At 64.8% G+C, this 21968-nt stretch carries 18 protein-coding genes and 1 tRNA gene; 5 read left to right on the forward strand and 14 right to left on the reverse strand.

Annotated elements, in window-relative coordinates; genetic code table 11:
• Positions 1-62: 62 nt before the first annotated feature.
• Positions 63-138, reverse strand: a tRNA-Arg gene (locus RBA41_RS17145).
• Positions 139-335: 197 nt separating this feature from the next.
• Here RBA41_RS17145 and RBA41_RS17150 point away from each other — a divergent pair.
• On the forward strand, positions 336-1205 hold the full coding sequence (locus tag RBA41_RS17150; protein ID WP_306625331.1) for a c-type cytochrome: 870 nt from the start codon (positions 336-338) through the stop codon (positions 1203-1205).
• Positions 1206-1465: 260 nt separating this feature from the next.
• Here RBA41_RS17150 and RBA41_RS17155 read toward each other — a convergent pair whose 3' ends face one another.
• A complete protein-coding gene (locus RBA41_RS17155) occupies positions 1466-3508 on the reverse strand; it encodes a M13 family metallopeptidase (RefSeq protein WP_306625332.1) in 2043 nt (680 codons plus the stop codon).
• A 54-nt stretch (positions 3509-3562) separates the two neighbouring features.
• Positions 3563-5824, reverse strand: a complete 2262-nt coding sequence (locus RBA41_RS17160) for a TonB-dependent receptor plug domain-containing protein (protein ID WP_306625333.1) — start codon at positions 5822-5824, stop codon at positions 3563-3565.
• Positions 5825-6068: 244 nt separating this feature from the next.
• Between RBA41_RS17160 and RBA41_RS17165 the strand changes: the two genes are divergently transcribed.
• Together RBA41_RS17165 and RBA41_RS17170 are read left to right on the forward strand one after the other, a co-directional pair.
• On the forward strand, positions 6069-7517 hold the full coding sequence (locus RBA41_RS17165) for a S41 family peptidase (protein ID WP_306625334.1): 1449 nt from the start codon (positions 6069-6071) through the stop codon (positions 7515-7517).
• Between the two features lie 112 nt (positions 7518-7629).
• Positions 7630-8751, forward strand: coding sequence for a beta-ketoacyl-ACP synthase III (locus RBA41_RS17170; RefSeq protein WP_306625336.1), 1122 nt, complete (start codon positions 7630-7632; stop codon positions 8749-8751).
• A gap of 58 nt (positions 8752-8809) precedes the next feature.
• Here RBA41_RS17170 and RBA41_RS17175 read toward each other — a convergent pair whose 3' ends face one another.
• Positions 8810-10846 carry an NADPH-dependent 2,4-dienoyl-CoA reductase gene (locus tag RBA41_RS17175; RefSeq protein WP_306625337.1) on the reverse strand — a complete coding sequence of 679 codons (2037 nt, stop codon included), beginning with the start codon at positions 10844-10846 and terminating at the stop codon, positions 8810-8812.
• Positions 10847-11130: 284 nt separating this feature from the next.
• Here RBA41_RS17175 and RBA41_RS17180 point away from each other — a divergent pair, with 284 nt between their 5' ends.
• Positions 11131-11586: an SRPBCC family protein gene (locus tag RBA41_RS17180; RefSeq protein ID WP_229413260.1), complete on the forward strand. Its 456-nt coding sequence runs from the start codon at positions 11131-11133 to the stop codon at positions 11584-11586.
• Here the strand turns inward: RBA41_RS17180 and RBA41_RS17185 are convergent.
• From RBA41_RS17185 to RBA41_RS17230, 10 genes are all read right to left on the reverse strand, one after another.
• The gene (locus RBA41_RS17185) at positions 11583-12038 is read right to left on the reverse strand and encodes a hypothetical protein (RefSeq protein WP_099873536.1); all 456 of its coding nucleotides are present in this window, start codon (positions 12036-12038) and stop codon (positions 11583-11585) included. The genes RBA41_RS17180 and RBA41_RS17185 overlap by 4 nt on opposite strands.
• Before the next feature lie 16 nt (positions 12039-12054).
• Complete coding sequence (locus tag RBA41_RS17190) at positions 12055-12513, reverse strand: DUF2721 domain-containing protein (RefSeq protein ID WP_306625339.1); 459 nt, start codon at positions 12511-12513, stop codon at positions 12055-12057.
• A 62-nt stretch (positions 12514-12575) separates the two neighbouring features.
• Entirely contained in the window at positions 12576-13532 is a 957-nt protein-coding gene (gene pip / locus RBA41_RS17195) for a prolyl aminopeptidase (RefSeq protein ID WP_306625340.1), read from the reverse strand.
• Between the two features lie 96 nt (positions 13533-13628).
• On the reverse strand, positions 13629-14255 hold the full coding sequence (locus tag RBA41_RS17200; protein ID WP_306625342.1) for a hypothetical protein: 627 nt from the start codon (positions 14253-14255) through the stop codon (positions 13629-13631).
• The gene (locus RBA41_RS17205; RefSeq protein WP_306625344.1) at positions 14236-15228 is read right to left on the reverse strand and encodes a DUF1993 family protein; all 993 of its coding nucleotides are present in this window, start codon (positions 15226-15228) and stop codon (positions 14236-14238) included. Before RBA41_RS17205 ends, RBA41_RS17200 begins: the two co-directional genes overlap by 20 nt.
• 19 nt (positions 15229-15247) lie before the next feature.
• Positions 15248-15964 carry an AAA family ATPase gene (locus RBA41_RS17210; protein WP_306625345.1) on the reverse strand — a complete coding sequence of 239 codons (717 nt, stop codon included), beginning with the start codon at positions 15962-15964 and terminating at the stop codon, positions 15248-15250.
• Positions 15965-16033: 69 nt separating this feature from the next.
• Positions 16034-16774 carry an acetoacetyl-CoA reductase gene (gene phbB / locus RBA41_RS17215; RefSeq protein WP_306625346.1) on the reverse strand — a complete coding sequence of 247 codons (741 nt, stop codon included), beginning with the start codon at positions 16772-16774 and terminating at the stop codon, positions 16034-16036.
• 149 nt (positions 16775-16923) lie between these two features.
• The gene (locus RBA41_RS17220; protein ID WP_099881931.1) at positions 16924-18102 is read right to left on the reverse strand and encodes an acetyl-CoA C-acetyltransferase; all 1179 of its coding nucleotides are present in this window, start codon (positions 18100-18102) and stop codon (positions 16924-16926) included.
• A gap of 64 nt (positions 18103-18166) precedes the next feature.
• The gene (locus tag RBA41_RS17225; RefSeq protein WP_306625347.1) at positions 18167-18511 is read right to left on the reverse strand and encodes a hypothetical protein; all 345 of its coding nucleotides are present in this window, start codon (positions 18509-18511) and stop codon (positions 18167-18169) included.
• A gap of 129 nt (positions 18512-18640) precedes the next feature.
• Positions 18641-19549: a LysR family transcriptional regulator gene (locus tag RBA41_RS17230; RefSeq protein WP_306625349.1), complete on the reverse strand. Its 909-nt coding sequence runs from the start codon at positions 19547-19549 to the stop codon at positions 18641-18643.
• A gap of 109 nt (positions 19550-19658) precedes the next feature.
• On the opposite strand from RBA41_RS17230, the gene metE reads away from it, so the two are divergent.
• Positions 19659-21962 carry a 5-methyltetrahydropteroyltriglutamate--homocysteine S-methyltransferase gene (gene metE, locus RBA41_RS17235; RefSeq protein ID WP_306625351.1) on the forward strand — a complete coding sequence of 768 codons (2304 nt, stop codon included), beginning with the start codon at positions 19659-19661 and terminating at the stop codon, positions 21960-21962.
• Positions 21963-21968 lie beyond the last annotated feature (6 nt).

Below are 21968 nucleotides of genomic sequence, written 5' to 3' on the forward strand. Positions count from 1 at the left end.
CTAAAAATGCCGCCTATTGCAACGTCGTCAAGGCTAAACTTGATATCTTTACTGAACAAAAGTGGTGCGGCTGGCGGGGATCGAACCCACGACCCTTGGCTTCGGAGGCCAATACTCTATCCACTGAGCTACAGCCGCGCTGAGGAATGTCGAACGTAACGCGAAGGATACCGTTTTTTCTGTACACGCGTCCATGGAAAGTGTCGCGTTACAGGGAATTTGCGTTCCATAAGAGGTGCTTTGAGTCTATAATCGCGGGTTTGGCGAGTATTTGCAAGTTCATCCATGCGAACACGACCGGCCGGCAGCTTTTTGAAAATTGTACTAAGGACATCATGAGCGACGCACACAACGAACACGAATCCGCGATCCGGACACCCAAGCAGCTCGTCGCTGCGGTGGCCGGCTTCTTCCTGGTCACTGTCATCGGCATCATTCTGCTGGTAACGTTCGTGACGACGACGAAAACCACTGGCGCCGGCACCGACAGCCAGAAGGCCGAAGCGATCGCCGCACGTCTGCGTCCGGTGGCCGACGAAGGGTACGTCCTCAAGGATGCCAACGCACCGAAGATTTTCCTCGCCGGCGACGCCGTGTACACCGCCAACTGCGTGGCCTGCCACGGCGCGGGCATCGGTGGCGCACCGAAGGTCGGCGATGCCGGCGGCTGGGCTACCCGTATTGCTCAGGGCTACGATACGCTGGTCAAGCACGCCATCGTCGGTATCCGCGGCATGCCTGCGCGCGGCGGCAATCCTGATCTGGACGATGTCGAAGTAGCGCGCGCAGTCGTGCACATGGCAAACCAGTCCGGCGCCACGTTCAAGGAACCAGCCGCTCCTGCTCCCGCAGCAGCCGCAGCCCCGGCAGCCGCCGAAGCAGCAGCACCGGCGGCAGCTCCCGCAGCGGCCCCGGCTGCTGCAGCAGCACCGGCCGAAGCGCCAAAGCTGGCCGCTGACACAGGCAAGACCGTCTACAACTCCGCATGCATCGCTTGCCACGGCGCAGGTATCGCCGGTGCGCCGAAAGTCGGCGACAAGGCAGCATGGACCGCACGCATCGCGCAAGGCGCGCCACTGCTGTACGAGCACGCCATCAAGGGATATACCGGCAAGGCTGGCATGATGCCTCCAAAAGGCGGTTCCTCGGCATCGGATGACGAAGTCAAGGCAGCGGTTGATTTCATGGTTACCGCATCCAAGTAAGCGTTCAGAACGCCCGCTAAACCGCTCTTTCAGAGCGGTTTTTTTTCGCCTGGAGAAATAGCCGAGGGAGGCTGGCGCAGTCAGTTGTTGCGAACTTGACAGGAACGCATGTGTTCGCGCCAAGGGCAGGAGCGGCGCCAGTGAGCGCTCGCACACGTAAAACTGTCGCGAGCATGGCGCCCGGCAAATCCCCCGTTCCCAATACCGCGGGCACAAAAAAAGGGCCACTCGCGTGGCCCTTGTCGTATCAATTCACCCGATTACCAGATCGTGACGCGCTCTTTCGGCGGCAGGTACATCTTGTCGCCTTCCTTCACGCCGAACGCTTCGTAGAACGCCGGCTGGTTCATCATGGTGCCGTTGGCGCGGAACTGGCCCGGCGAGTGCGGATCGGTCTTCACCTGCACGATCTGCTGCGCTTCACGCATCTTCATGCGCCATACCTGCCCGAAGCCCATGAAGAAGCGCTGGTCGCCCGTCAGGCCGTCGATTACCGGCGCCGGCTTGCCGCCCAGCGACAGCTTGTAGGCCTTGTACGCAATCGCCACGCCCGAGTTGTCGCCGATGTTTTCGCCCAGGGTCAGCTCGCCATTGACGTTGTAGCCCTTCAGCGGGCTGTAGCCGCTGTACTGCTTGACCAGCATGTCGGCCTTGGCCTGGAACTTGGCGCGGTCTTCCTTGGTCCACCATTCGCGCAGGTTGCCGTCGCCGTCGGACTGGCTGCCCTTGTCGTCGAAGCCGTGGCTGATCTCGTGCCCGATTACCGCGCCGATGGCGCCGTAGTTCACGGCATCGTCGGCGCGCATGTCGAAGAACGGCGGCTGCAGGATCGATGCCGGGAACACGATTTCGTTCATCGTCGAGCTGTAGTAAGCATTCACTGTCTGCGGCGTCATGCCCCACTCTTCGCGGTCGATCGGCTTACCGAGCTTGTTGATGCTGCGGTTGTAGGCAAAGGTGCGCGCGCGCATCATGTTGCCGACCAGATCATCCTGCTTGACCGTCAGCGCCGAATAGTCGCGCCATTTGCTCGGATAGCCGATCTTCGGGCGGAACTTGGCCAGCTTGGCCTGGGCTTCCTTCCTGGTTTCCGGACCCATCCAGTCGAGCGTGTCGATGCTCTGCTTGTAGGCCACCAGCAGGTTCTGCACCAGCTCTTCCATGCGCGCCTTGCGTTCGGCCGGGAAATGCTTGCCGACGTATTCCTTGCCCACCGCTTCGCCCAGCACGCCATTCACGGTCGAGACGCCGTTCTTCCAGCGCGGTTCATTTTCCGGCACGCCCTTGAGCACGGTTTCAAAGAAGGCAAAATCGGCGTCGACGAATTCTTTCGACAGGTATTCCGAATAACCGTTCAACAGTTGCCATTCGAAATACGATTTCCAGGTCGCCAGGTCGGTCTTTTCCAGCACCTGGTTGAATCCGCTCAGGTAACTCGGCTGGCCGACGATGACGTAGTCGACCTTGCCCGCCACGTTGGCGGCGCCCAGCGCGCCCTTCCAGTCGTAGCCCGGGGTCAGTTCGCCCAGCTTGGCGATCTCGACCTTGTTGTAGCGCTTGACCGGGTCGCGCAGCTCGACCTTGCTCCACTGCACTTCAGCCAGCGCGGTTTCCAGCGCCAGGATGGCCTTGGCCGCAACGGCCGCATCCTTGTGGCCGGCCATACCCAAGGTTTTCTCGATATGGCGCTCGTACTTGGCGCGCACGTCGGCCAGCTTGGCGTCGTCTTTTTTCAGATAGTAGTCGCGGTCCGGCAAGCCCAGGCCGCTCTGGCTGATGTAGGTGGCGTAGCGCGTCGATTCGCGGCTGTCCTGGCCTACATAGATGCCGTACGGCACACTGACGCCGATCTTCGACAGATGTGCGATCAGGGCCGGAATGGCTTTCTTTTCACGCAGCGCGCGAATGCGCTGCAATTCGCCGGCCAGCGGCTTGTAACCGAGCTTTTCCAGCTTGGCTTCGTTCATGAAGCTGGCATACAGGTCGCCGATTTTCTGCGTCTCGCTGCCGGCTTTCTTGTTCTTCTCGTTCTGGGCCGCTTCGATCAAAACACGCAGCTGCGGCAGGGTGTCGTCGCGCAGCTTGGCAAAGGTGCCCCAGCTCGACTTGTCGGACGGGATCGCGGTATTTTTGAGCCACAGGCCGTTGAGGTAGCTGAAAAAATCGTCCTGCGGCCGCACGCTGCTGTCGATGTATTGCACATCGATGCCGGAAAGCGGCGCGGGCGGCTGGACCGGTTCGGCGGCGCTGGCAAAAGCGGCCGCCAGGCTCAGGGTCAGGGTGCTCAGAAGATATCGTTTCACAGGGGTGTCCTTATGGGGCGGGGAAAAAATGGCTTGTGGCCATGGCATCGATCACTATAACTTCATTTCCAGACGAATGGTCCAGGTGGTGTACGTGCGGCTGGCCGTGTCCGACAGCTGGGCAATGCCCTCCTTGGTCACGCTGCGCCCGGCCAGGTAATCGTCGCTCATCAGGTTGTTGGCCGACAGGCGCAGCTGGGTGCCGGCGCTGAACTTCCACAGGCCGTACACGTCGAACTGGCGCTTCACGCCGGTGGTGGCGATTTCATCGGCACTGGTGCGCACCCGGATCGCCGGGGTCCAGTTGTAGCTGCCGCCCAGGGTCAGCGGCACGTCCTTTAGCCGCCAGTCGAGGCCGACGTTGGCGGTTTGCTTGGCTTGCTGGTCGAGCCGGTTGTCGGGGCCGGGAATGCCATCCACGCTCGACCAGAAACGGCTGTAGTTCGAGCGCAGGTCGATAGTCGGGGCGTTGGCCACCAGCTCGGCCAGCTGGAACTTCGCCTCCAGCTCGATGCCGCTGGTGCGCGCGCTGCCGATGTTCGACGGGCTCGACAGCCAGCGCGGGCCGTCCGGCGTGTCGCGCAAAGTCAGTTCGCGCCGCATCAGCTTATCGATCTTGCGCACGAAACCGCTGGCGCTGAGGATGCCGCTCTTGCCGAGGTAGTGCTCGTAGGCCAGGTCGATCCCTTGCGCCAGCTCGGGTTTGAGGTTCGGATTGCCGGTGCGGTCGGGCCGGGTTGCGCTGTTGAGCTGCGACCAGGTCGGCACGGCGATCAGGTCGTTCAGCTGGGGTGCGCGGTAGCTCTGCGTCAGGCTGGCGCGGATCTGGTCCTTTTCAAAGCCGGGAATGCGCCACACGGTATGCAGTACCGGGCTCCACACGCTGCTGTTGTTGCGCACGTCGCGTCCCTGGTTGGTGGCGCTGGTGCGAATGCCTTCCCAGCGCAGGCCCAGGTAGGCCGACCATTGCGGCGTGATATCCCACTCGTCCTGCACGTAGCCGGCCACGCGGCGCGTATCGGCCGTCATGCTCGATCCCGATTCGGCGAACTGGGCGCGGCCGTTGACCAGCGCCACCGTACTCTGCTCGCGGTGCCCGCCTTCCAGGTCCCAGCCGGCGGCCAGCAGGTGGCCCTTGGCCAGCGGCGTGCTGTACTTGCCGCCGCTGTTGAGGCTATGGCTGCGCGAGGTGTCGACGTCGTTGAAGACATCCTCGAGCGCGCCATTGTCGCCGTACTGCTTGCGCAGCGAGGTGCTTTCGCTGCGCCCGCCGCCGAAGCCGAACTTGACGTCGAGCTTGGCGCCGGCCTCCATCCGGTGCAGCCAGTTTCCGATGCCGCGCAGCATGGTCATGGAGGAGGTCGAGTCCGACAGCGCCAGCGCGTACTCGCGCTGCGGCGGGCCGATGCGCTGGGTCAGCAGGCTGCCGCTGTCGCCTTCGCTGCGGTTATGCATCAAAAAGGGCTGGAAATTGAGCGTGTCGCCATTGTCGAATTTATACGACAGGCGCGGCGTCAGGTGCACCGAGCGCGAGCTCCGGTTGCTGTGGGCGTCGACCTGCTGGTCTTTCAGCATCACGCCGGCCGGATCGGTATCCTGATAGGTGGTGACGCTCTCGTCGTGCTGGCGGTTGGCGCCCATCGAGCCGCTCATCAGCCAGGTCAGCGCGCCCACCTTGCCGGGCATGGTGAGCGACACGTTCGGTCCGTGGCGGCCATCTTCGATGCTGTCGGACAGCTTGAGCTGGATATCCTTCTGCTGGTAACCCTCGCGCAGCACCACGTTGATGGTGCCGGCGATGGCCTGGGTGCTGTGTTCGGCCACGGGACCGCGCATGACTTCGATGCGTTCGACCTGGTCCGGAGAGAGCGATTCGAGCGAAAACCCGGCCGGCGGGCGCTCGCCGTTGACCAGCATCTGGGTGTAGCCGTTGCCCAGGCCGCGCATGCGCACCCCGCCGCCGCCGCGTCCCGGCGGCCCGCCCATGGTCACGCCGGGCAGGCGCTTGAGGATTTCGCCGACGCTGCTGTCGCCGTTGCGGTCCAGTTCCTCGCGCCCGAACACCATCTTGGCGGCGGTCGAGAGGCGGCGCGATTCGGTGTCGCCGGCGCGGCTGCCGCTGATGGTGACCGCCGTCACCCCTGCTGCAGCCTTGGGCTCTCCCTTGGACCTGGGTGCGGGCACGGCGCCAGGCACGGCGGCAGCTTCCTCCACCGGCACGGCTGTCACCGGCCCGGCGGGCGCGTCCTGGGCGTGGAGGGACGGGGCGAGACTGGCGATCAGGGCGGCGCAGGCGAAGGGAATCAGTTTGCTCATCGAGGGGTTCAGTGGTGAATCAGGCTGGCTGGACGGCAAGTGGGTGGCGCGTCATAGGGCTTGCGATGCTGGCATTCTAGCCCTTGCCTTCCCGGGGGAACCGCCGGGCCCGGTTTTTTTACTTTTCGATACACAAGGCGGACATACACAATTTCGCTGCGGGCCGCGCAATCGGGTTTATACTGGATTCGTGCCAGCTCATCAGCTGAACTGGCGCATTTTTCCCGGCATCATAGGTGACACCATGGGTTCTACCCTTAAAAATTCCGGGCTGGTCGGCCTGGGCGCCCTGGCCGGCGTGGCCTTTTCCATGCAATTTTCGGCGCTGGCGCAAAAGCCGGTCGAGCAAGGCATGCCGCTCGAAGAACTGCGACAGTTGTCCGACGCCTACGATCTGATCAAAACCGATTATGTCGAAGCGGTGCCCGACAAGAAATTGCTGACCGATGCCCTGAGCGGCATGGTGGCCTCGCTCGATCCCCATTCCGCCTACCTCGACAAGAAAGCCTACCGCGACCTGCGCGAAGGCACCCAGGGCAAGTTCGTCGGCCTGGGCATCGAAATTGCCCAGAGCGAGGAAGGCTACATCAAGATCGTGGCCCCGATCGAGGATTCGCCGGCCTGGCGCGCCGGCATCAAGGCGGGCGACCTGATCACGCGCATCAACAACGAGGCCATCCAGAACCTGGGCATCGACGAAGCGATCAAGAAGATGCGCGGCGAGCCGCTCACCAAGGTCACCCTGACCCTGCTGCGCAAGGACGTGGCGCTGCCGCTGGTGATGACGATCACGCGCCAGGAAATCATCCAGAAAAGCGTCAAGGGCAAGATTGTCGAACCGGGCTACGCCTGGCTGCGCATTTCGCAATTCCAGGAACCGACCGTGGACGACATGGCGGCCCGCCTCAGCGCGCTGTACCAGCAGGATCCGGCCCTCAAGGGCCTGGTGCTGGACTTGCGCAACGACCCGGGCGGCCTGCTGCAAGGCGCCATCGGCGTGTCGGCCGCGTTTTTGCCGCGCGGCGTAGAAATCGTCTCGACCAACGGCCAGCTGGCCAATTCGCGCCAGAGCTACCTCGGCAAGCCCGAGTATTACACCCTGCACGGCGACGGCGACGTGCTGGCCAGGCTGCCGGCGGCGCTCAAGACGGTGCCGATGGTGGTGCTGGTCAACACCGGCTCGGCCTCGGCCTCCGAAATCGTGGCCGGCGCACTCCAGGATTACAAGCGCGCCGTGATTCTCGGCAGCCAGACTTTCGGCAAGGGCTCGGTCCAGACCATCAAGCCGCTCGGCGGCGATACCGCGGTCAAGCTGACCACGGCGCGCTATTACACCCCGCACGGGCGCTCGATCCAGGCGCGCGGCATCATTCCCGATTTTCTGGTCGACGAAAATGCCGACGGCGATGGCTTGAACGGGTTTCGCATGCGCGAGGCCGACCTGGAGAAGCACCTCTCGAACGACCGCGACAAGGAAAGCGCGGCCAGCACGCGCGAGCAGCTCGACGTCCAGCGCCGCCTGCTGGCGATCGAGCGCAAGCGCAAGCCGCTCGAATACGGCAGCGCCGACGACTTCCAGCTGGCGCAGGCGCTCAATCACCTGAAAGGCTTGCCGGTGCAACTGGCCAAGCAGGTCAAGGACGCGGCCGCCGAGGCGCCAGATGCGCCGGCGCCCGCGAAAAAGCGGAAATAGGCGCTCTCCACCGGGGTGGCCCCGCGCTTTTCTCGCCACCATGAAGTCCATTGTGTAGAATCAGCGGCACGTGCCGGGTTATGCCCGGCTTACCTTATTTGAAAGCTCCACCATGAAACAAGTCGTCATCAGCGGCACGGGTCTGTTCACGCCGCCCCATTCGATCTCCAACGAAGAGCTGGTCGTCGCCTTCAACGCTTACGCCGAACTGTACAACGCCGAAAACGCCGATGCGATCGCGGCGGGCGAGCTGACGGCCATTGAAGGGTCGAGCGCCGCCTTTATCGAAAAAGCATCGGGCATCAAATCGCGCTATGTGATGGAAAAATCCGGCATTCTGGACCCGGCGCGCATGACGGCGCGCATTCCGGAGCGCGCCGACGAAGAAATCTCGCTGCAGGCGGAAATCTGCGTGGCCGCCGCGCGCCAGGCGCTGGACCGGGCCGGACGCACGGCGGCCGACATCGACATGGTGCTGGTCGCCTGCAGCAACATGCAGCGCGCCTACCCGGCCATGGCGGTCGAGGTGCAGGAAGCGCTGGGCATCGAGGGTTTCGGCTTCGACATGAACGTGGCCTGTTCCTCGGCCACCTTCGGGATCCAGACGGCGATGGCGGCGGTGCAAAGCGGGCAGGCGCGCGCGGTGCTGGTACTCAATCCGGAAATCACCAGCGGCCATTTGAACTTCCGCGACCGCGACAGCCACTTCATTTTCGGCGACGCCTGCACGGCGATCGTGATCGAAGCGGCCGAGACGGCGACCAGCGCGCACCAGTTCGAGATCCTCGAATCGAAGCTCAAGACCAAATTCTCGAACAATATCCGCAATAACTTCGGCTTCATGAACCGCTTCGACGAATCGGGTGTGGGCAAGCCGGACAAGCTGTTCCGCCAGCAGGGCCGCAAGGTGTTCAAGGAAGTCTGTCCGATGGCGGCCGAGATGATCCGCGAGACGGTCACCAATGCGGGGCTGGAAGTGGCGCAGGTCTCGCGCTACTGGCTGCACCAGGCCAATCTGAACATGAACTTGCTGATCACGCGCATGCTGCTCGGGCGCGACGCCGAACCGCAGGAAGCGCCGGTCATTCTGGACACGTATGCCAATACCTCGTCGGCCGGCTCGATCATCGCCTTCCACAAGTACCAGGACGACATGCCAAGCGGCTCGCACGGGGTAATTTGCTCGTTCGGCGCGGGGTACTCGATCGGCTGCGTGGTGGTGCGCAAAAAATAGCCACCGCTCGCCTTCGCTCCGTCGTTTCTGGCAGTGCCAGGAACGACGGTGTCTGATCTTACAGGCGCGCGGCCAGTTCCGCGCCTTCCCTGATGGCCCGCTTGGCGTCCAGCTCGGCCGCCAGCGCGGCGCCGCCGATCTTGTGGAATACCGGCCCGCCACCCGCCGCGCCCTCTTCCGGCATCAGCTCCGTCAAGCTGTCCTGCCCCGCGCAGATGATCACGTTGTCGACCGCGATCAAGCGCTCTTCCCCGCCGACCGTGATATGCAGGCCATGGTCGTCGATCTTGTTGTACGTGACCCCGGCCAGCATCACCACCCCATTGCGGCTCAGGGTCGCGCGGTGCACCCAGCCGGACGTCTTGCCCAGCCCCGCACCCAGCTTGGACGCCTTGCGCTGCATCAGGAACAGCTGGCGCACCGGTTCGGCCGCGTGCGGCGCCACCAGCCCGCCGCTGGTGGTCGCCGCCAGGTCCACGCCCCACTCGCCGGCCCACTCGGCCACCGGCAGCGGCAGCGGGTGCGCCGGGTTGTGCAGCAGGTACTCGCCCACGTCGAAACCAATCCCGCCCGCGCCAATGATGGCCACGCGTTTTCCCACCGGCGCTTTTTTCTGCAACACGTCGATGTACGACAGCACCTTGGGATGCCTGATGCCCTCGATCGGCGGCATGCGCACCTTGATGCCGGTGGCGACGATCACGTCATCGAAGCCGCCCGCCAGCAGCGCCTCGCGCGTGACCCGCTCGCCGAGCCGCACCGTCACGCCGGTCAGCTCCAGCTTGCGCGAAAAATAGCGGATCGTTTCGGCGAATTCCTCCTTGCCCGGAATTTGCATGGCGATCTTGAACTGCCCGCCCACCGTGTCGCTCGAATCGAACAGGGTCACCGCGTGCCCGCATTCGGCCGCCACGGTCGCTGCCGACAGCCCGGCCGGCCCGGCGCCCACCACCGCCACCTTGCGCGGCCTGGCCGTTCTGGCGTACACCAGCTCCGTTTCATGGCAGGCGCGCGGGTTGACCAGGCAACTGGCGCGCTTGTTGGCGAAGGTGTGATCGAGACAGGCCTGGTTGCAGCCGATGCAGGTGTTGATTTCATCGGCGCGCCCGCTGGCCGCCTTGGCCACGAACTCGGCGTCGGCCAGGAACGGGCGCGCCATCGACACCATGTCGGCGTCGCCGCGGGCGATGATGTCGTCCGCTTCGAACGGCATGTTGATACGGTTCGAGGCCACCACCGGAATCTTCACTTCGCGCCGCAGGCGCCCGGCCACGCTGGCAAAGGCCGCGCGCGGCACCGAGGTGACGATGGTCGGCACGCGCGCCTCGTGCCAGCCGTAGCCGGTGTTGAGGATCGTGACGCCGGCCTGTTCGAGCGCATGCGCCACCTTGATCACGTCGTCCCAGGTGTTGCCGCCTTCGACCAGGTCGAGCAGCGAGTGGCGGTACATGATGATGAAGTCCTCGCCCACCGTCTTGCGGATGCGCTTGATGATCTCCACGGGCAGGCGCATGCGGTTTTCGATGCTGCCGCCCCAGCGGTCCTGGCGCAGGTTGGTGCGCGCGCACAGGAACTGGTTGAGCAGGTAGCCTTCGCTGCCCATCACTTCGATGCCGTCGTAGCCGGCGCGCCTGGCCAGCCTGGCGCAGCGCGCGTAGTCGCGGATGGTCGCTTCGATTCCGCTTTCCGTCAGCGCGCGCGGCTTGAACGGCGAGATCGGCGACTTCACGTTCGACGCCGATACCACCAGCGGCTGATAACCATAGCGTCCCGAGTGCAGGATCTGCATCAGGATCTTGCCACCCTCCTCGTGCACCGCCGTCGTCACGCGCCGGTGGTTGTAGACATCGCCGGCGAAATTGAGGGTGCCGCCGAACGGCAGCAGCCAGCCCTGGCGGTTGGGCGAGATGCCGCCGGTGACGATCAGCCCCACGCCGCCCCTGGCGCGCTCGCGGTAAAAGGCGGCCAGCTTGCCGTAATTGTAGAAGCGGTCTTCGAGCCCGGTGTGCATCGAACCCATGATGACGCGGTTGCGCAAGGTGGTGAAGCCCAGGTCCAGGGGCGCGAGCAGGTGCGGGTAGGCTTGGATTGTCATGATTGTGATGGGTGGGGGCGTGAAGACGGAACGTCGGGACTGCATATCAAGACGACATTACAACCTAGTTCTGTAGATGCAGGGTTCTAATCTTCGGCCCGGCGCCGGCCGCCACCTCGCGCACGCTTGGGCGTGCCTCCCTTGTCAGGGTCGCCGCTTTCCCGTAGGCTAGCCTTATGTTTCCGCGAATCCTATTTTGTTGCTTTCTTGCTTGTTCCACGCCCGCCCTGGCCCAATCCAGGCTGGAGGTGACGGTCAAGCGCGTCGATATGGCGGACCATCACATGTTCGAGGTCGCGTCCAGCGGCGAGGTGCGCGCCGCGCCGGCGGCCGTGTGGAAGGTGCTGACCAATTACGACCGCATGTCCGAGTTCGTGCCGGACCTGAAAACGTCCAAGGTCCTCTCGCGCACCGGCAACAAGGCGATCATCGAGCAGTTCGGGGTGGCCAGCTTCCTGTTCATCCGGCGCGACATCCACCTGATCGTGCAGGCGACCGAGGAAGCGATGACGTCCATCGACATCAGCCTGATCACCGGCGACATGCGCGTCTACGAGTGCCGCTGGGAGCTCGTTCCGGTACCCGAGACGGGCGGCACGCGCATCGTCTACAGCGGCAGGCTGGTACCCAAATTCTACGTGCCCGGCATGCTGGGGGCGAACATCATCCGCTCCGACATCGAGCGCATGATGAAGGCCGTGCTGGCACGGCTCGATCGCGGCGACAAGCCTGGCAATTAAGCCTGATAGCTTTGCGGCTCGCGCAGTTCGGCGAAGGTTTCGATGCTGCCGATCTTGACCGTCACGGGATTGAGACTCATTTGCGGCGCCATGGCGCGCCAGGCGAACTGCCATTCACGTTCTTCCGCTTCGGCGCTGCTCTTGGTGAAGGCGGCGCCCAGGGCTGCGCGCGCGCCGTATTCGACGGCGCCGTCGATTCCGGCCCAACTTGGCAGGGTGCGCTGCACGGCGCGGTGCAGGCGTTCGCCGAATTCCTCGGTGTTGTGGATCACCAGGCAGCAGTCGGCCGGCGAAAAAATCTCGAACAGGGCTTTATCCCAGGCTTGCGAAAACGACAGGGTCAGGCAGTTGTTGGCCGGGACCAGGCGGAACTGCCCCAGGGTCAGCGCAGCTTCCAGTTCGGCGCGCGGCGCGTAGCGGTACAGGGTGGGAGGACGTTGGTAATCGTGCATAAGAAAACTCAATCTGTTAGTTAGCGGCCGGCGGCGAACCGCGCGGGCGCACGTGACGGCGCGAACGCAGCGTCTTGGAGGCGACAAAAATCTCGCGCAGCAGGTACACGAAGCTGCCGATCAGGCACAGCATCCCGATCACGAACAGGCCGGCGATGTACTGGTCCAGCGCGACATTGGTGGTATCGCCCAGGAACAGCAGCGCAATGACCAGGCAAATCAGCAGGCCGCAGGCGGTACTCAGGGCGATGGCGTAGTTAACCAGGTGCCAGCGCCGGTACAGGACCTCGAGTTCGTCCATGTAGGCGTCGTGCCAGGCGATGTCGAGCCGGTCTTCCAGCACGCGCGAACGGTCGATGATGCGCGCCAGGCGGTTGGTCAGCACCATCAGGTTGGTGCACACGCCGGTAAGCAGGAACACCGGCGCAATGGCCAGCTGGATGACGTGGCCGATATCGGTGAGCTGGATATTCATAGGGCGCTGTAAGTTGATAATGCGTGTACAGCCGCTAGTGTAGCAGGGCCACCCCCGCCGTCCTAATCGAAGCGTCCGCTGCGCTTGAACTGCTCGGTGGCGCCCACCAGCGCTTTGGCGATGCCCGCTTCCAGCGCGCCATGGCCGGCGTCGGCCACCATGCGCAGGCGCGCACCCGGCCAGGCCTGGTGCAGGCGGTAGGCCGACAGCGGCGGACAAATGACGTCGTAGCGGCCCTGCACGATCACGCACGGCAGGTGCGCGATGCGGCCCACGTCCTGCACCAGCTGGTCTTCGCGCAGGAAGCCCTGGTTGGCCATGTAGTGCGATTCGAGCCGGCCCACGCCCAGGTCGAGCGTGTCGGAGGCGGTATCTTCCGGCTGCGGCAGCAGGAACACGCGGCGCCCCTCGAAACGGCTCCAGGCGCGCGCCGCCGGCCAGTACACGGCCGGATCGTCGCACAGCATGCGCGTGGTGTAGGCCGTGAGCAGGTCGCCCCGCTCGGGCTCGGGAATCGGGGCCACGAATTCGTCGTACAGTTCGGGGTAGAACCAGCGCACGCCGTGCAGGAACCAGTCGACTTCGGCGGCGGTGCACAGAAAAATCCCGCGCAGGATGAAGCCGAGGCAGCGCTCGGGATGGGCTTCGCCGTAGGCCAGTGCCAGGGTCGAGCCCCACGAGCCCCCGAACACCAGCCACTTGTCCACGCCGAACTGCTCGCGCAGCGTTTCGATATCCCCGATCAGCAATTGGGTCGTGTTCTCGCGCCACTCGCCCAGCGGAGTCGATTTGCCGGCGCCGCGCTGGTCGAACAGGATGATGCGGTACTGCTGCGGATCGAAAAAGCGCCGGTGCTGCGGCGACAGGCCGGCGCCGGGGCCGCCGTGCAGGAACAGCACGGGAATGCCTTTCGGATTGCCCACTTCCTCCCAGTAGATGGTGTGCAGCGCATCGACTTGCAGCATGCCGTGCCGGGTCGGCTGGATCGGCGGGAACAGGCAGGTCGGAATGACGGGCATGGGAGTCCTCTTGTAATTGACATCCGATTGTAGCGCACTGGCGCGCCGCTGCCGCCGGGCTTGGCGCAGCCGCCGCGGCGAGCGCGCCTGTCGCGCCTATCGCGTCTGTCCGGCCAGCGACTGCACCGCCGCCAGCGCGGCTTTCAGCTCGCCCCCCACGTGCTGTTTCCACAGGACGGCGGCGGCCGAGAACTTGCGCTCGCCGGTCAGCGCCGTGATCTGGCGCCGGATGTCCGCGTCGAGCATGCCGAACTGGCGCAGCTCGGGAGAGCGCGGCGCGCCGGATCGCCCGGTGGGGTCGCGCTCCATCAGGCAGGCATGCAGCTCGGGCAGCGGCTGCGGCGCGCCGCCGCCGTGCGCCAGGCTGGCCGACAGCCGTACATCGAGCGCCTCGCCCAATTCCAGCCCCTCGTCGGGCCAGTCGATCAGCTGCGCCACGTTGTAGATGGTGTCGACCTGGGCCTCGCGCACGACATCGAGCAGATCGTGCGGGTCCACGCCGCTGGCCAGCAGCCTGCCGACGGCGCCGCCATGGCGCTGCAGCGCGTCCGGCGCGGCTTCGTCGACGACGCTGCTCCACAGAGCGCGCAGCAGCAGTTCGTGCAGCAGCGAGCGGGCGTCGCCCTGCGCTACCTCGGCGGCGATGGCGGCCGCCCGCGCGGGAGGGACGCCGATGCCTTCGAGCCGGGACGCGGGCGAACGATCAGGCATTGGAGTAGACATGAAAACCGTCGAAATCGGCCTTGCCGATCGCAACGCCGCCCTGGCGCAGGATGGCGTAGGCGGTGGTCAGGTGGAAAAAGAAGTTCGGCAGCGCGTACTGCAGCAGGAACGCCTGGCCCGGCAGGGTGACCAGCGCTTCGCCGGCGCGGTCGCTGACGACGCGGCTGGCGGCGCCCTCGAACTGCGCCGGCGTGAGCGCGTCCAGGAAGCCGAGCACGAAGTCGATGCGCTGGCGCAGGCCGTCGTAGGTCGGCGCGAACGTGCCGCTGTCGCGCAGCGCGCTGGCGGGAAAGGCGCCAGTCTGCGACAGGACGCTGCCGGCCAGCGGGGCGCAGGCGCGCACGGCGAAATTGACCGCCACCTCGGCCTGCACGGCCAGGGTCAGCATGCCCGGCGCCAGGCGCGCGCCCAGCAGTGCCTCCGCATCCGGATGCGCCTCGGCCAGCACCAGCATGGCGCGCAGATGGCGCAGGTAGCGCCGGAACACGGGCACGCTGGCCTCGTACAGGTTGTCGTTCATGGATGGCACCTCGCGTGCGCGCTGCAGCGAATACTGCACTTCGATATCGTCTTTCATCTTGCCGCGCTCCCAACCCTGCGATTCGTAAAAGATGTCGGCGCGGGTGTCGGCGCCGGTAGAGAGCACGATCTGCGCGTGCCCGTGCTCGAACAGATCGTCCACCGCCAGCGCCAGCAGGCGTTTGCCGATGCCCTGCCCTTCGCGCGCGGGGTCGATGAACAGCGCCCAGATCGACCCTTGTTCGCGGTCGGCGCTGGCAAAACCGGCAATGACGCCGTCATCCTCGCACACCCAGGTGCGGCCCAGGCGCCCCAGGTAATCGCGGTACATGGCGACGGTGACGCGGCCCGGATCGCGCAGGCGGTTCTCGGTGACGGCCAGGCGGATGGCCGACATGGCGGCGATGTCGGCTTCGGTCGCCAGCCTGAAGGTGAGCGTGGAGGTGGTATTCAAGTTGATCGTGTTCCTGTGGTCAGTCATCGGCGAGCAGCTGCTGCAGGCGCCGTGGATAATGGTTGAGAAAATCGCGCGTGACGGCGAAATGTTCGGTGTCTTCGTACTCCACTTCGGTGATGCCGCTGCCGTCGAACTGCAGGATTTTCGCGTTCGGGTACGACAGCAGGATCGGCGAATGGGTGGCGATGATGAACTGGCAGTCCTGCCTGACCAGCTGGTCGATGGCCGACAGCGCGGCCAGCTGGCGGTTGGGGGAGAGCGCCGCTTCGGGCTCGTCGAGCAGGTACAGGCCGCCGGCGGAAAACTCCAGCATCACGTCCATGAAGGCTTCACCGTGCGAACGGATGTGCTTCGATGGCTTCAGGCTGCCGACCTGGTCGATGTAGGTAAAGACGTTGAACAGGCTTTCGGCGCGCAGGAAGTAGGACCAGGCCGGCTTGCGGAAGCTCTTCACGATTTTCAGGCAGTCCTGCAGCGGCGAGGCCTCCTGCTGCCCGCGCGAGACGTTGCGGGTACCGCCTTCGCTGGGCAGGCCCATCGCCACGGCGATCGCTTCGAGGACCGTCGACTTGCCGGCGCCGTTTTCGCCGACGAAAAAGGTGACGTCGGCGTGCGGCTCGATCACGCCCATGTCGCGCACGGCGGGAATATTGAAGGGGTAACTGTCGAAATCGATCCCGGCATCATCGGCGATCGAGATTTCGCGTAAATAGGGTTTGGCGCTGAAGGCCATGATGATCCTTGTGAAAAAAAGCACCACCCGCAGGCAGTGCTTTTCGGTTCCTGCAACTGCATGCGGCGATCAGGACATGTGCTGGCCGCCGTTAATGGCGATGTTGGCGCCCGTAACAAAAGCGGCTTCGTCCGACGACAGGTAAGCAACCAGACCGGCGACTTCTTCCGGCTTGCCCAGGCGCGCCATCGGAATTTGCGGAATGATCTTGGTGTCGAGCACTTCTTTCGGAATTTCCATGACCATCTTGGTGCCGATGTAGCCTGGCGAAATGGTGTTGACGGTCACGCCCTTGCGCGCCACTTCCAGCGCCAGCGCCTTGGTGAAGCCGTGCATGCCGGCCTTGGCGGCCGAGTAGTTGGTCTGGCCGAAGGCGCCCTTCTGCCCGTTGACCGACGAGATGTTGATGATGCGGCCCCAGCCGCGCTCGACCATGCCATCGCACACCGGCTTGGTCATGTTGAAGACGGAGTCGAGGTTGGTGGCCATGACGGCGTCCCAGTTCGGCTTGTCCATTTTCTTGAACGTCATGTCGCGCGTGATGCCGGCGTTGTTGACCAGCACGTCGATCAGGCCGACTTCGTCCTGGATCTTCGATACGCAGGCCTGGGCCGAATCGTAGTCCGCCACGTCGCACTCATAGGCCTTGAAGTCGTAGCCCATGTCCTTGGTGGTCGCCAGCCATTCCACGACCTTCTTGTTACCAGGGGAATACGTGGTGACGACCCGATACCCGAGAGCGGCCAGCTTGAAACAGACCGCCTCGCCCAAACCGCCCATACCGCCGGTCACTAATGCAACTCTAGCCATTTTGTCTTCTCCTGTTTTTGTACACCAACTCCAACCAAATCGCGGGGGCGGATTGGACCCGCCCTGCTCCGCTTGAGCGCCACTGAGCGGTGCTCAGCAGCGCTCATTGTCGCGCCGTTTCACCCCATCGCGCTTGCGCGCAACGATGCTCAGTCGCGTTCCACTGCCAAGGCAACGCCCATGCCGCCGCCGATGCACAGGCTGGCCAGCCCGCGCTTGGCGTCGCGCCGGACCATTTCATGCAGCAAGGTCACCAGCACGCGGCAGCCCGACGCACCAATCGGGTGCCCCAGTGCAATTGCGCCGCCGTTGACGTTGATCTTGCTGGTATCCCAGCCCATTTCCTTGTTGACGGCCACCGCTTGCGCGGCGAAGGCTTCGTTAATTTCCATCAGGTCCACGTCTTCGTGGGTCCAGCCGGCTTTTTGCAGGCACAGCTTGGTCGCCGAGACCGGGCCCATGCCCATGATGGTCGGGTCCAGCCCGGCCGACGAATAGGCCTTGATGCGCGCCAGCGGCTTCAGACCCAATTCCTTGGCCTTGGAAGCGGACATCATGATGACGGCGGCGGCGCCATCGTTCAGGCCCGAGGCATTGCCTGCCGTTACGGTACCAGCTTTGTCGAAAGCGGGGCGCAGGCTGGCCAGCGATTCGAGCGTGGTGCCGTGCTTCGGATACTCGTCGGTGTCGAACACGACGGTGCCCTTCTTGGACACGATTTCGAAAGGAATGATTTCATCCTTGAACTTGCCGGCCTTTTGCGCGGCTTCGGCCTTGAGCTGCGACTGCAGCGCGAATTCGTCCTGCTCGGCGCGCGAGACGTCGTATTTCTTGGCGACGTTTTCGGCGGTCACGCCCATGTGGTACTGGTTGAAAGCGTCCCACAGGCCGTCCACGATCATGGTGTCGACCAGCTTGGCGTCGCCCATGCGGAAACCGTCGCGCGAGCCGTTGAGCACGTGCGGCGAGGCGCTCATGTTTTCCTGGCCGCCGGCGATGACGATGTCGGCGTCGCCGCACTTGATGGCCTGGGCCGCCAGATGGGTGGCCTTCAGGCCGCTGCCGCAGACTTTACCGACGGTAAACGCGGGCACCATGTTCGGCAAGCCAGCCTTGATCACGGCCTGGCGGGCCGGACCCTGGCCAGCGCCGGCGGTCAGCACCTGGCCGAGGATGACCTCGTTGACTTTGGCCGGATCGAGGTCGATCTGGGCCAGCAGGTGCTTGATGACGTGGGCGCCCAGTTCGGCGGCGGGGATTTTCGCGAGCGCGCCGCCAAATTTACCGACTGCGGTACGGCCAGCGGCCACGATTACGACGTCTTCCATGTGAATCTCCGATGTACTGTGTTCTGGCGCGGTGGCCAATAGGTTTCAAGTGAGCGGCCTGGCACTAGGTGCCGGTCGCCGTTCCCGGCTGAGCTGCAGCCGGCGGCGCGGCCAACTGGGGCCGACCGAAAATTGCAAACTGCCATGCATCGCGCGGAACCGGGGTCAGCCAGTTGCTGGCGCCGCCCGCACATTGCCACTGCCGGGTTGCGACGGTGGCCGTGGCGAACAGGGTTCTTATCGAATCGACATTTACTTCCGCCGCGGACACGCCGGCGTCCATGGCTGCGTGGACGCTGCGCTGATACATGCCCGCTTGGGTGTCGAACAGTTCCCGCATGGAGCGGAACAACAGGTCAGAACTTGAAAACATGGTTTCCCTTTTCGGATGGACGGTCTTTGACAGCACTGGGCGTGACAAAGTCTTCCATCTTAGTTTCCAGATTCCGTTCGAGTTTGAGCAAAATCAATCTTATCAGCTTATTCACCGAAAACAATCGGGGATTGCCCTGCGGCCGCAAATTACCCCAGCCGGATATCAGCTAAGCAAGGTAATGCCGTCGAGCGTGCGTGCGCACTGCTCGCGGATCACGCCCACGAAGTCGCTTACGTAGGCCTTGGCGGCCAGGGCTGGCGGCACCGAGACGAACAGGTCGCTCCACAGGCCGAACTCGCCCACCGGGCGCGCGAGCACGTAATCGTAGTCGACGTAGTTCTTGATGGCCCAGTTGGGCAACGCGGCCAGGCCGCGCCGGCTGGCGACGAGCTGCAGGATGGCCACGGTCAGCTCGGCCGTGCGGCGCTCGAAGCGCACATTGGCCGGGCGCAGCACTTCGCGGATCAGGTCGATGCGCTCTTCCGGCACCGGATAGGTGATCAGGGTTTCGCCCTCAAAATCGGCCGCTTCCAGGCGGCGCTGGGTGGCCAGGCGGTGTTTCTGGGCCAGCACCACCAGAATTTCGAAGCGGAACAGGGGAAACACGGTGTAGTCGGGGCCGCCCGCCGAGCCGATCACCAGGTCGGCCAGGCCGCTGCGCAGCAGGTCGACCGGTTCGCTGTGAAAGCCCGACACCAGGTCGATCTCGACGTCCGGCCAGCGCTGGCGGAACGCATCCATGACCGGCATCAGCCAGTCGAAGCAGGTGTGGCATTCGAGCGCCACGCGCAGCTGGCCCTTGTCGCCCTGCGACAGGCGCGCCACGTCGCGCTCGGCCTGCTCCACCTCCGGCAGCACCTGGTCGGCCAGATCGAGCAGGCGCATGCCGGTGGCGGTAAACGCGATCGGCAGCGACTTGCGCTCGAACAGGGGAGTGCCGTAGCGCTCCTCCATCAATTTGATCTGGTGCGACAGGGCCGACTGGGTCAGGTTCAGCAGCTGTGCGGCACGCACCAGGCTGCCGGAAGAGCGCAGCGCCGTGAGCGTGCGCAAGTGTCGGAGTTCTAGCATGGTCTCGTTCTATGAAAATTTTTCATGCGGAACTGCAAAAGGTTTCGTTTTGATTATATGACACTTTGCCGCAAACTTTACACACGAACAATGAAATCTCGATGACATGATGAAAACGCTACAAACACACGTGCTCGGCTTCCCCCGCATCGGCGCGCGCCGCGAATTGAAAACCGCCCTCGAAGCCTTTTGGGGCGGCACCAGCGGCGAGGCGGAACTGGAAGCGGCCGGCGCCGCCCTGCGCGCGCGCCACTGGGCCCTGCAGGCCGCGGCCGGGCTCGACCTGGTGACGGTGGGCGACTTCGCCTTCTACGACCAGGTGGCCAGCCACATCCAGCTGTTCGGGTGCGAACCGGCACGCTTCGGTTTCGACAGCGCCGCCACGCCCCTGACGCGCACCTTCGCCATGGCGCGCGGCGAGCGCAGCGATTGCTGCGGCGGCCGGCAGCATGACCAGCACAATCACCAGCAGGGCGGCCACGCGCTCGACATGACCAAGTGGTTCGACACCAATTACCACTATCTGGTGCCGGAATTCGGCCCCGACACCGCCTTCACCCTGGCCGCCGAGCGCCTGCAGGCGGAGGTGGCCGAAGCCCAGGCGCTCGGCCACCGGGTCAAGGTCAGCCTGATCGGCCCGCTCACCTTCCTGTGGCTGGGCAGCGCGCGCAAAAGCGGCTTCGACCGTTTGAGCCTGCTCGAAAAGCTGCTTCCGGTCTACACTGCCTTGTTGATACGTCTCAAGGCCCAGGGCGTGGAATGGGTGCAGGTCGATGAGCCCATCCTGGGCCTGGACTTGCCGCAGGAATGGCGCAACGCCTTCGAGATCGCCTACTGGCTGCTGGCGCAGTCGGGCGCGCCCATCATGCTGGCCACCTATTTTTCGCCGCTCGAAGAAAACCTGGGCCTGGCCTGCCGCCTGCCGGTGGCCGGCCTGCATGTGGACGGCGTGCGCGCGGCGCATGAACTGACCAGCGTGTGCGACTGGCTGGCCCTGCCCAAGGTGCTGTCGGTCGGCATCGTCGACGGACGCAATATCTGGCGCACCGACCTCGACGCCGCCATGGACGTGCTGGCGCCGCTGCTGGAACGCCGCGGCGAACTCTGGCTGGCGCCATCGTGCTCGCTGCTGCACGTGCCTTTGAGCCTGGCCGATGAAAGCGCGCTCGACCCCGAAGTACGCTCGTGGCTGGCGTTCGCCACCGAAAAACTCGACGAACTGGCGACCCTGAAAGCGGCCCTGGGCGGGGATGACGCGCCGCAGCTGGCCGCGTCGCGCGCGGCCATTGCCAGCCGCGCCCGCAGCACCCGCGTGCACAGCGACGCCGTGGCGGCCCGGGTCCAGGCCTTGCCGCGCGGCGCCGACCGGCGCGGCGCACCGTTTGCCGTGCGCCAGGCGCTGCAGCGCGCGCGTTTCCGGCTGCCGGCCTATCCGACCACGACCATCGGCTCGTTCCCGCAGACGGCGGCGATTCGCGCCGCGCGCGCCGCCTTCCGCCGCGGCGCCCTGCCGCTGGCCCAGTATCAGACGGCAATGCGGGCCGAAATCGCGCACGCGGTGGCGCGCCAGGAAGCGATCGGGCTCGATGTATTGGTGCATGGCGAAGCCGAGCGCAACGACATGGTCGAGTATTTCGGCGAGCAGCTCGACGGCTTCGTGTTCACGCAGCACGGCTGGGTGCAGTCGTACGGCTCGCGCTGCGTCAAGCCGCCGGTGCTGTATGGCGACGTGGCGCGTGCGCGCGCCATGACGGTGGAATGGACCGTGCATGCGCAGGGCTTGTCGGCGCGGCCGGTCAAGGGCATGCTGACCGGGCCGGTCACGATCCTGCAATGGTCGTTCGTGCGCGACGACCAGCCGCGCGCGCTGACCGCGCTGCAGATCGCGCTGGCCATGCGCGACGAGGTGGCCGACCTGCAGGCGGCCGGGATCGGCATCATCCAGATCGACGAGCCGGCCCTGCGCGAAGGCTTGCCGCTGCGGCGCGCGCGCTGGGACGATTACCTGGCGTGGGCCACGCGCGCGTTCCGCATCACGGCCGGCGCGGCGCAGGATGCGACCCAGATCCACACGCATATGTGCTACGCCGAGTTCAACGACATCCTGCCGCAGATCGCCGCGCTCGACGCCGACGTGATCACGATCGAGACCAGCCGCTCGGACATGGCGCTGCTCGACGGCTTCGGCGAGTATCGCTATCCGAACGAGATCGGGCCGGGCGTGTACGACATCCATTCGCCCAAGGTGCCGGACACGGACGCGATCGAGCGCCTGCTCAGGAAAGCGGCGCAGGTGATCCCGGCGGCCAACCTGTGGGTCAATCCCGATTGCGGCCTGAAAACGCGCGGCTGGGCGGAGACCGAGGCGGCGCTGGCGAACATGGTGGCGGCGGCGAAACGCATGCGGGCCTGATGCAGG

It is taken from the genome of Massilia scottii, from assembly GCF_030846495.1.
GTDB classification, from domain to species: domain Bacteria; phylum Pseudomonadota; class Gammaproteobacteria; order Burkholderiales; family Burkholderiaceae_D; genus Telluria_A; species Telluria_A violaceinigra.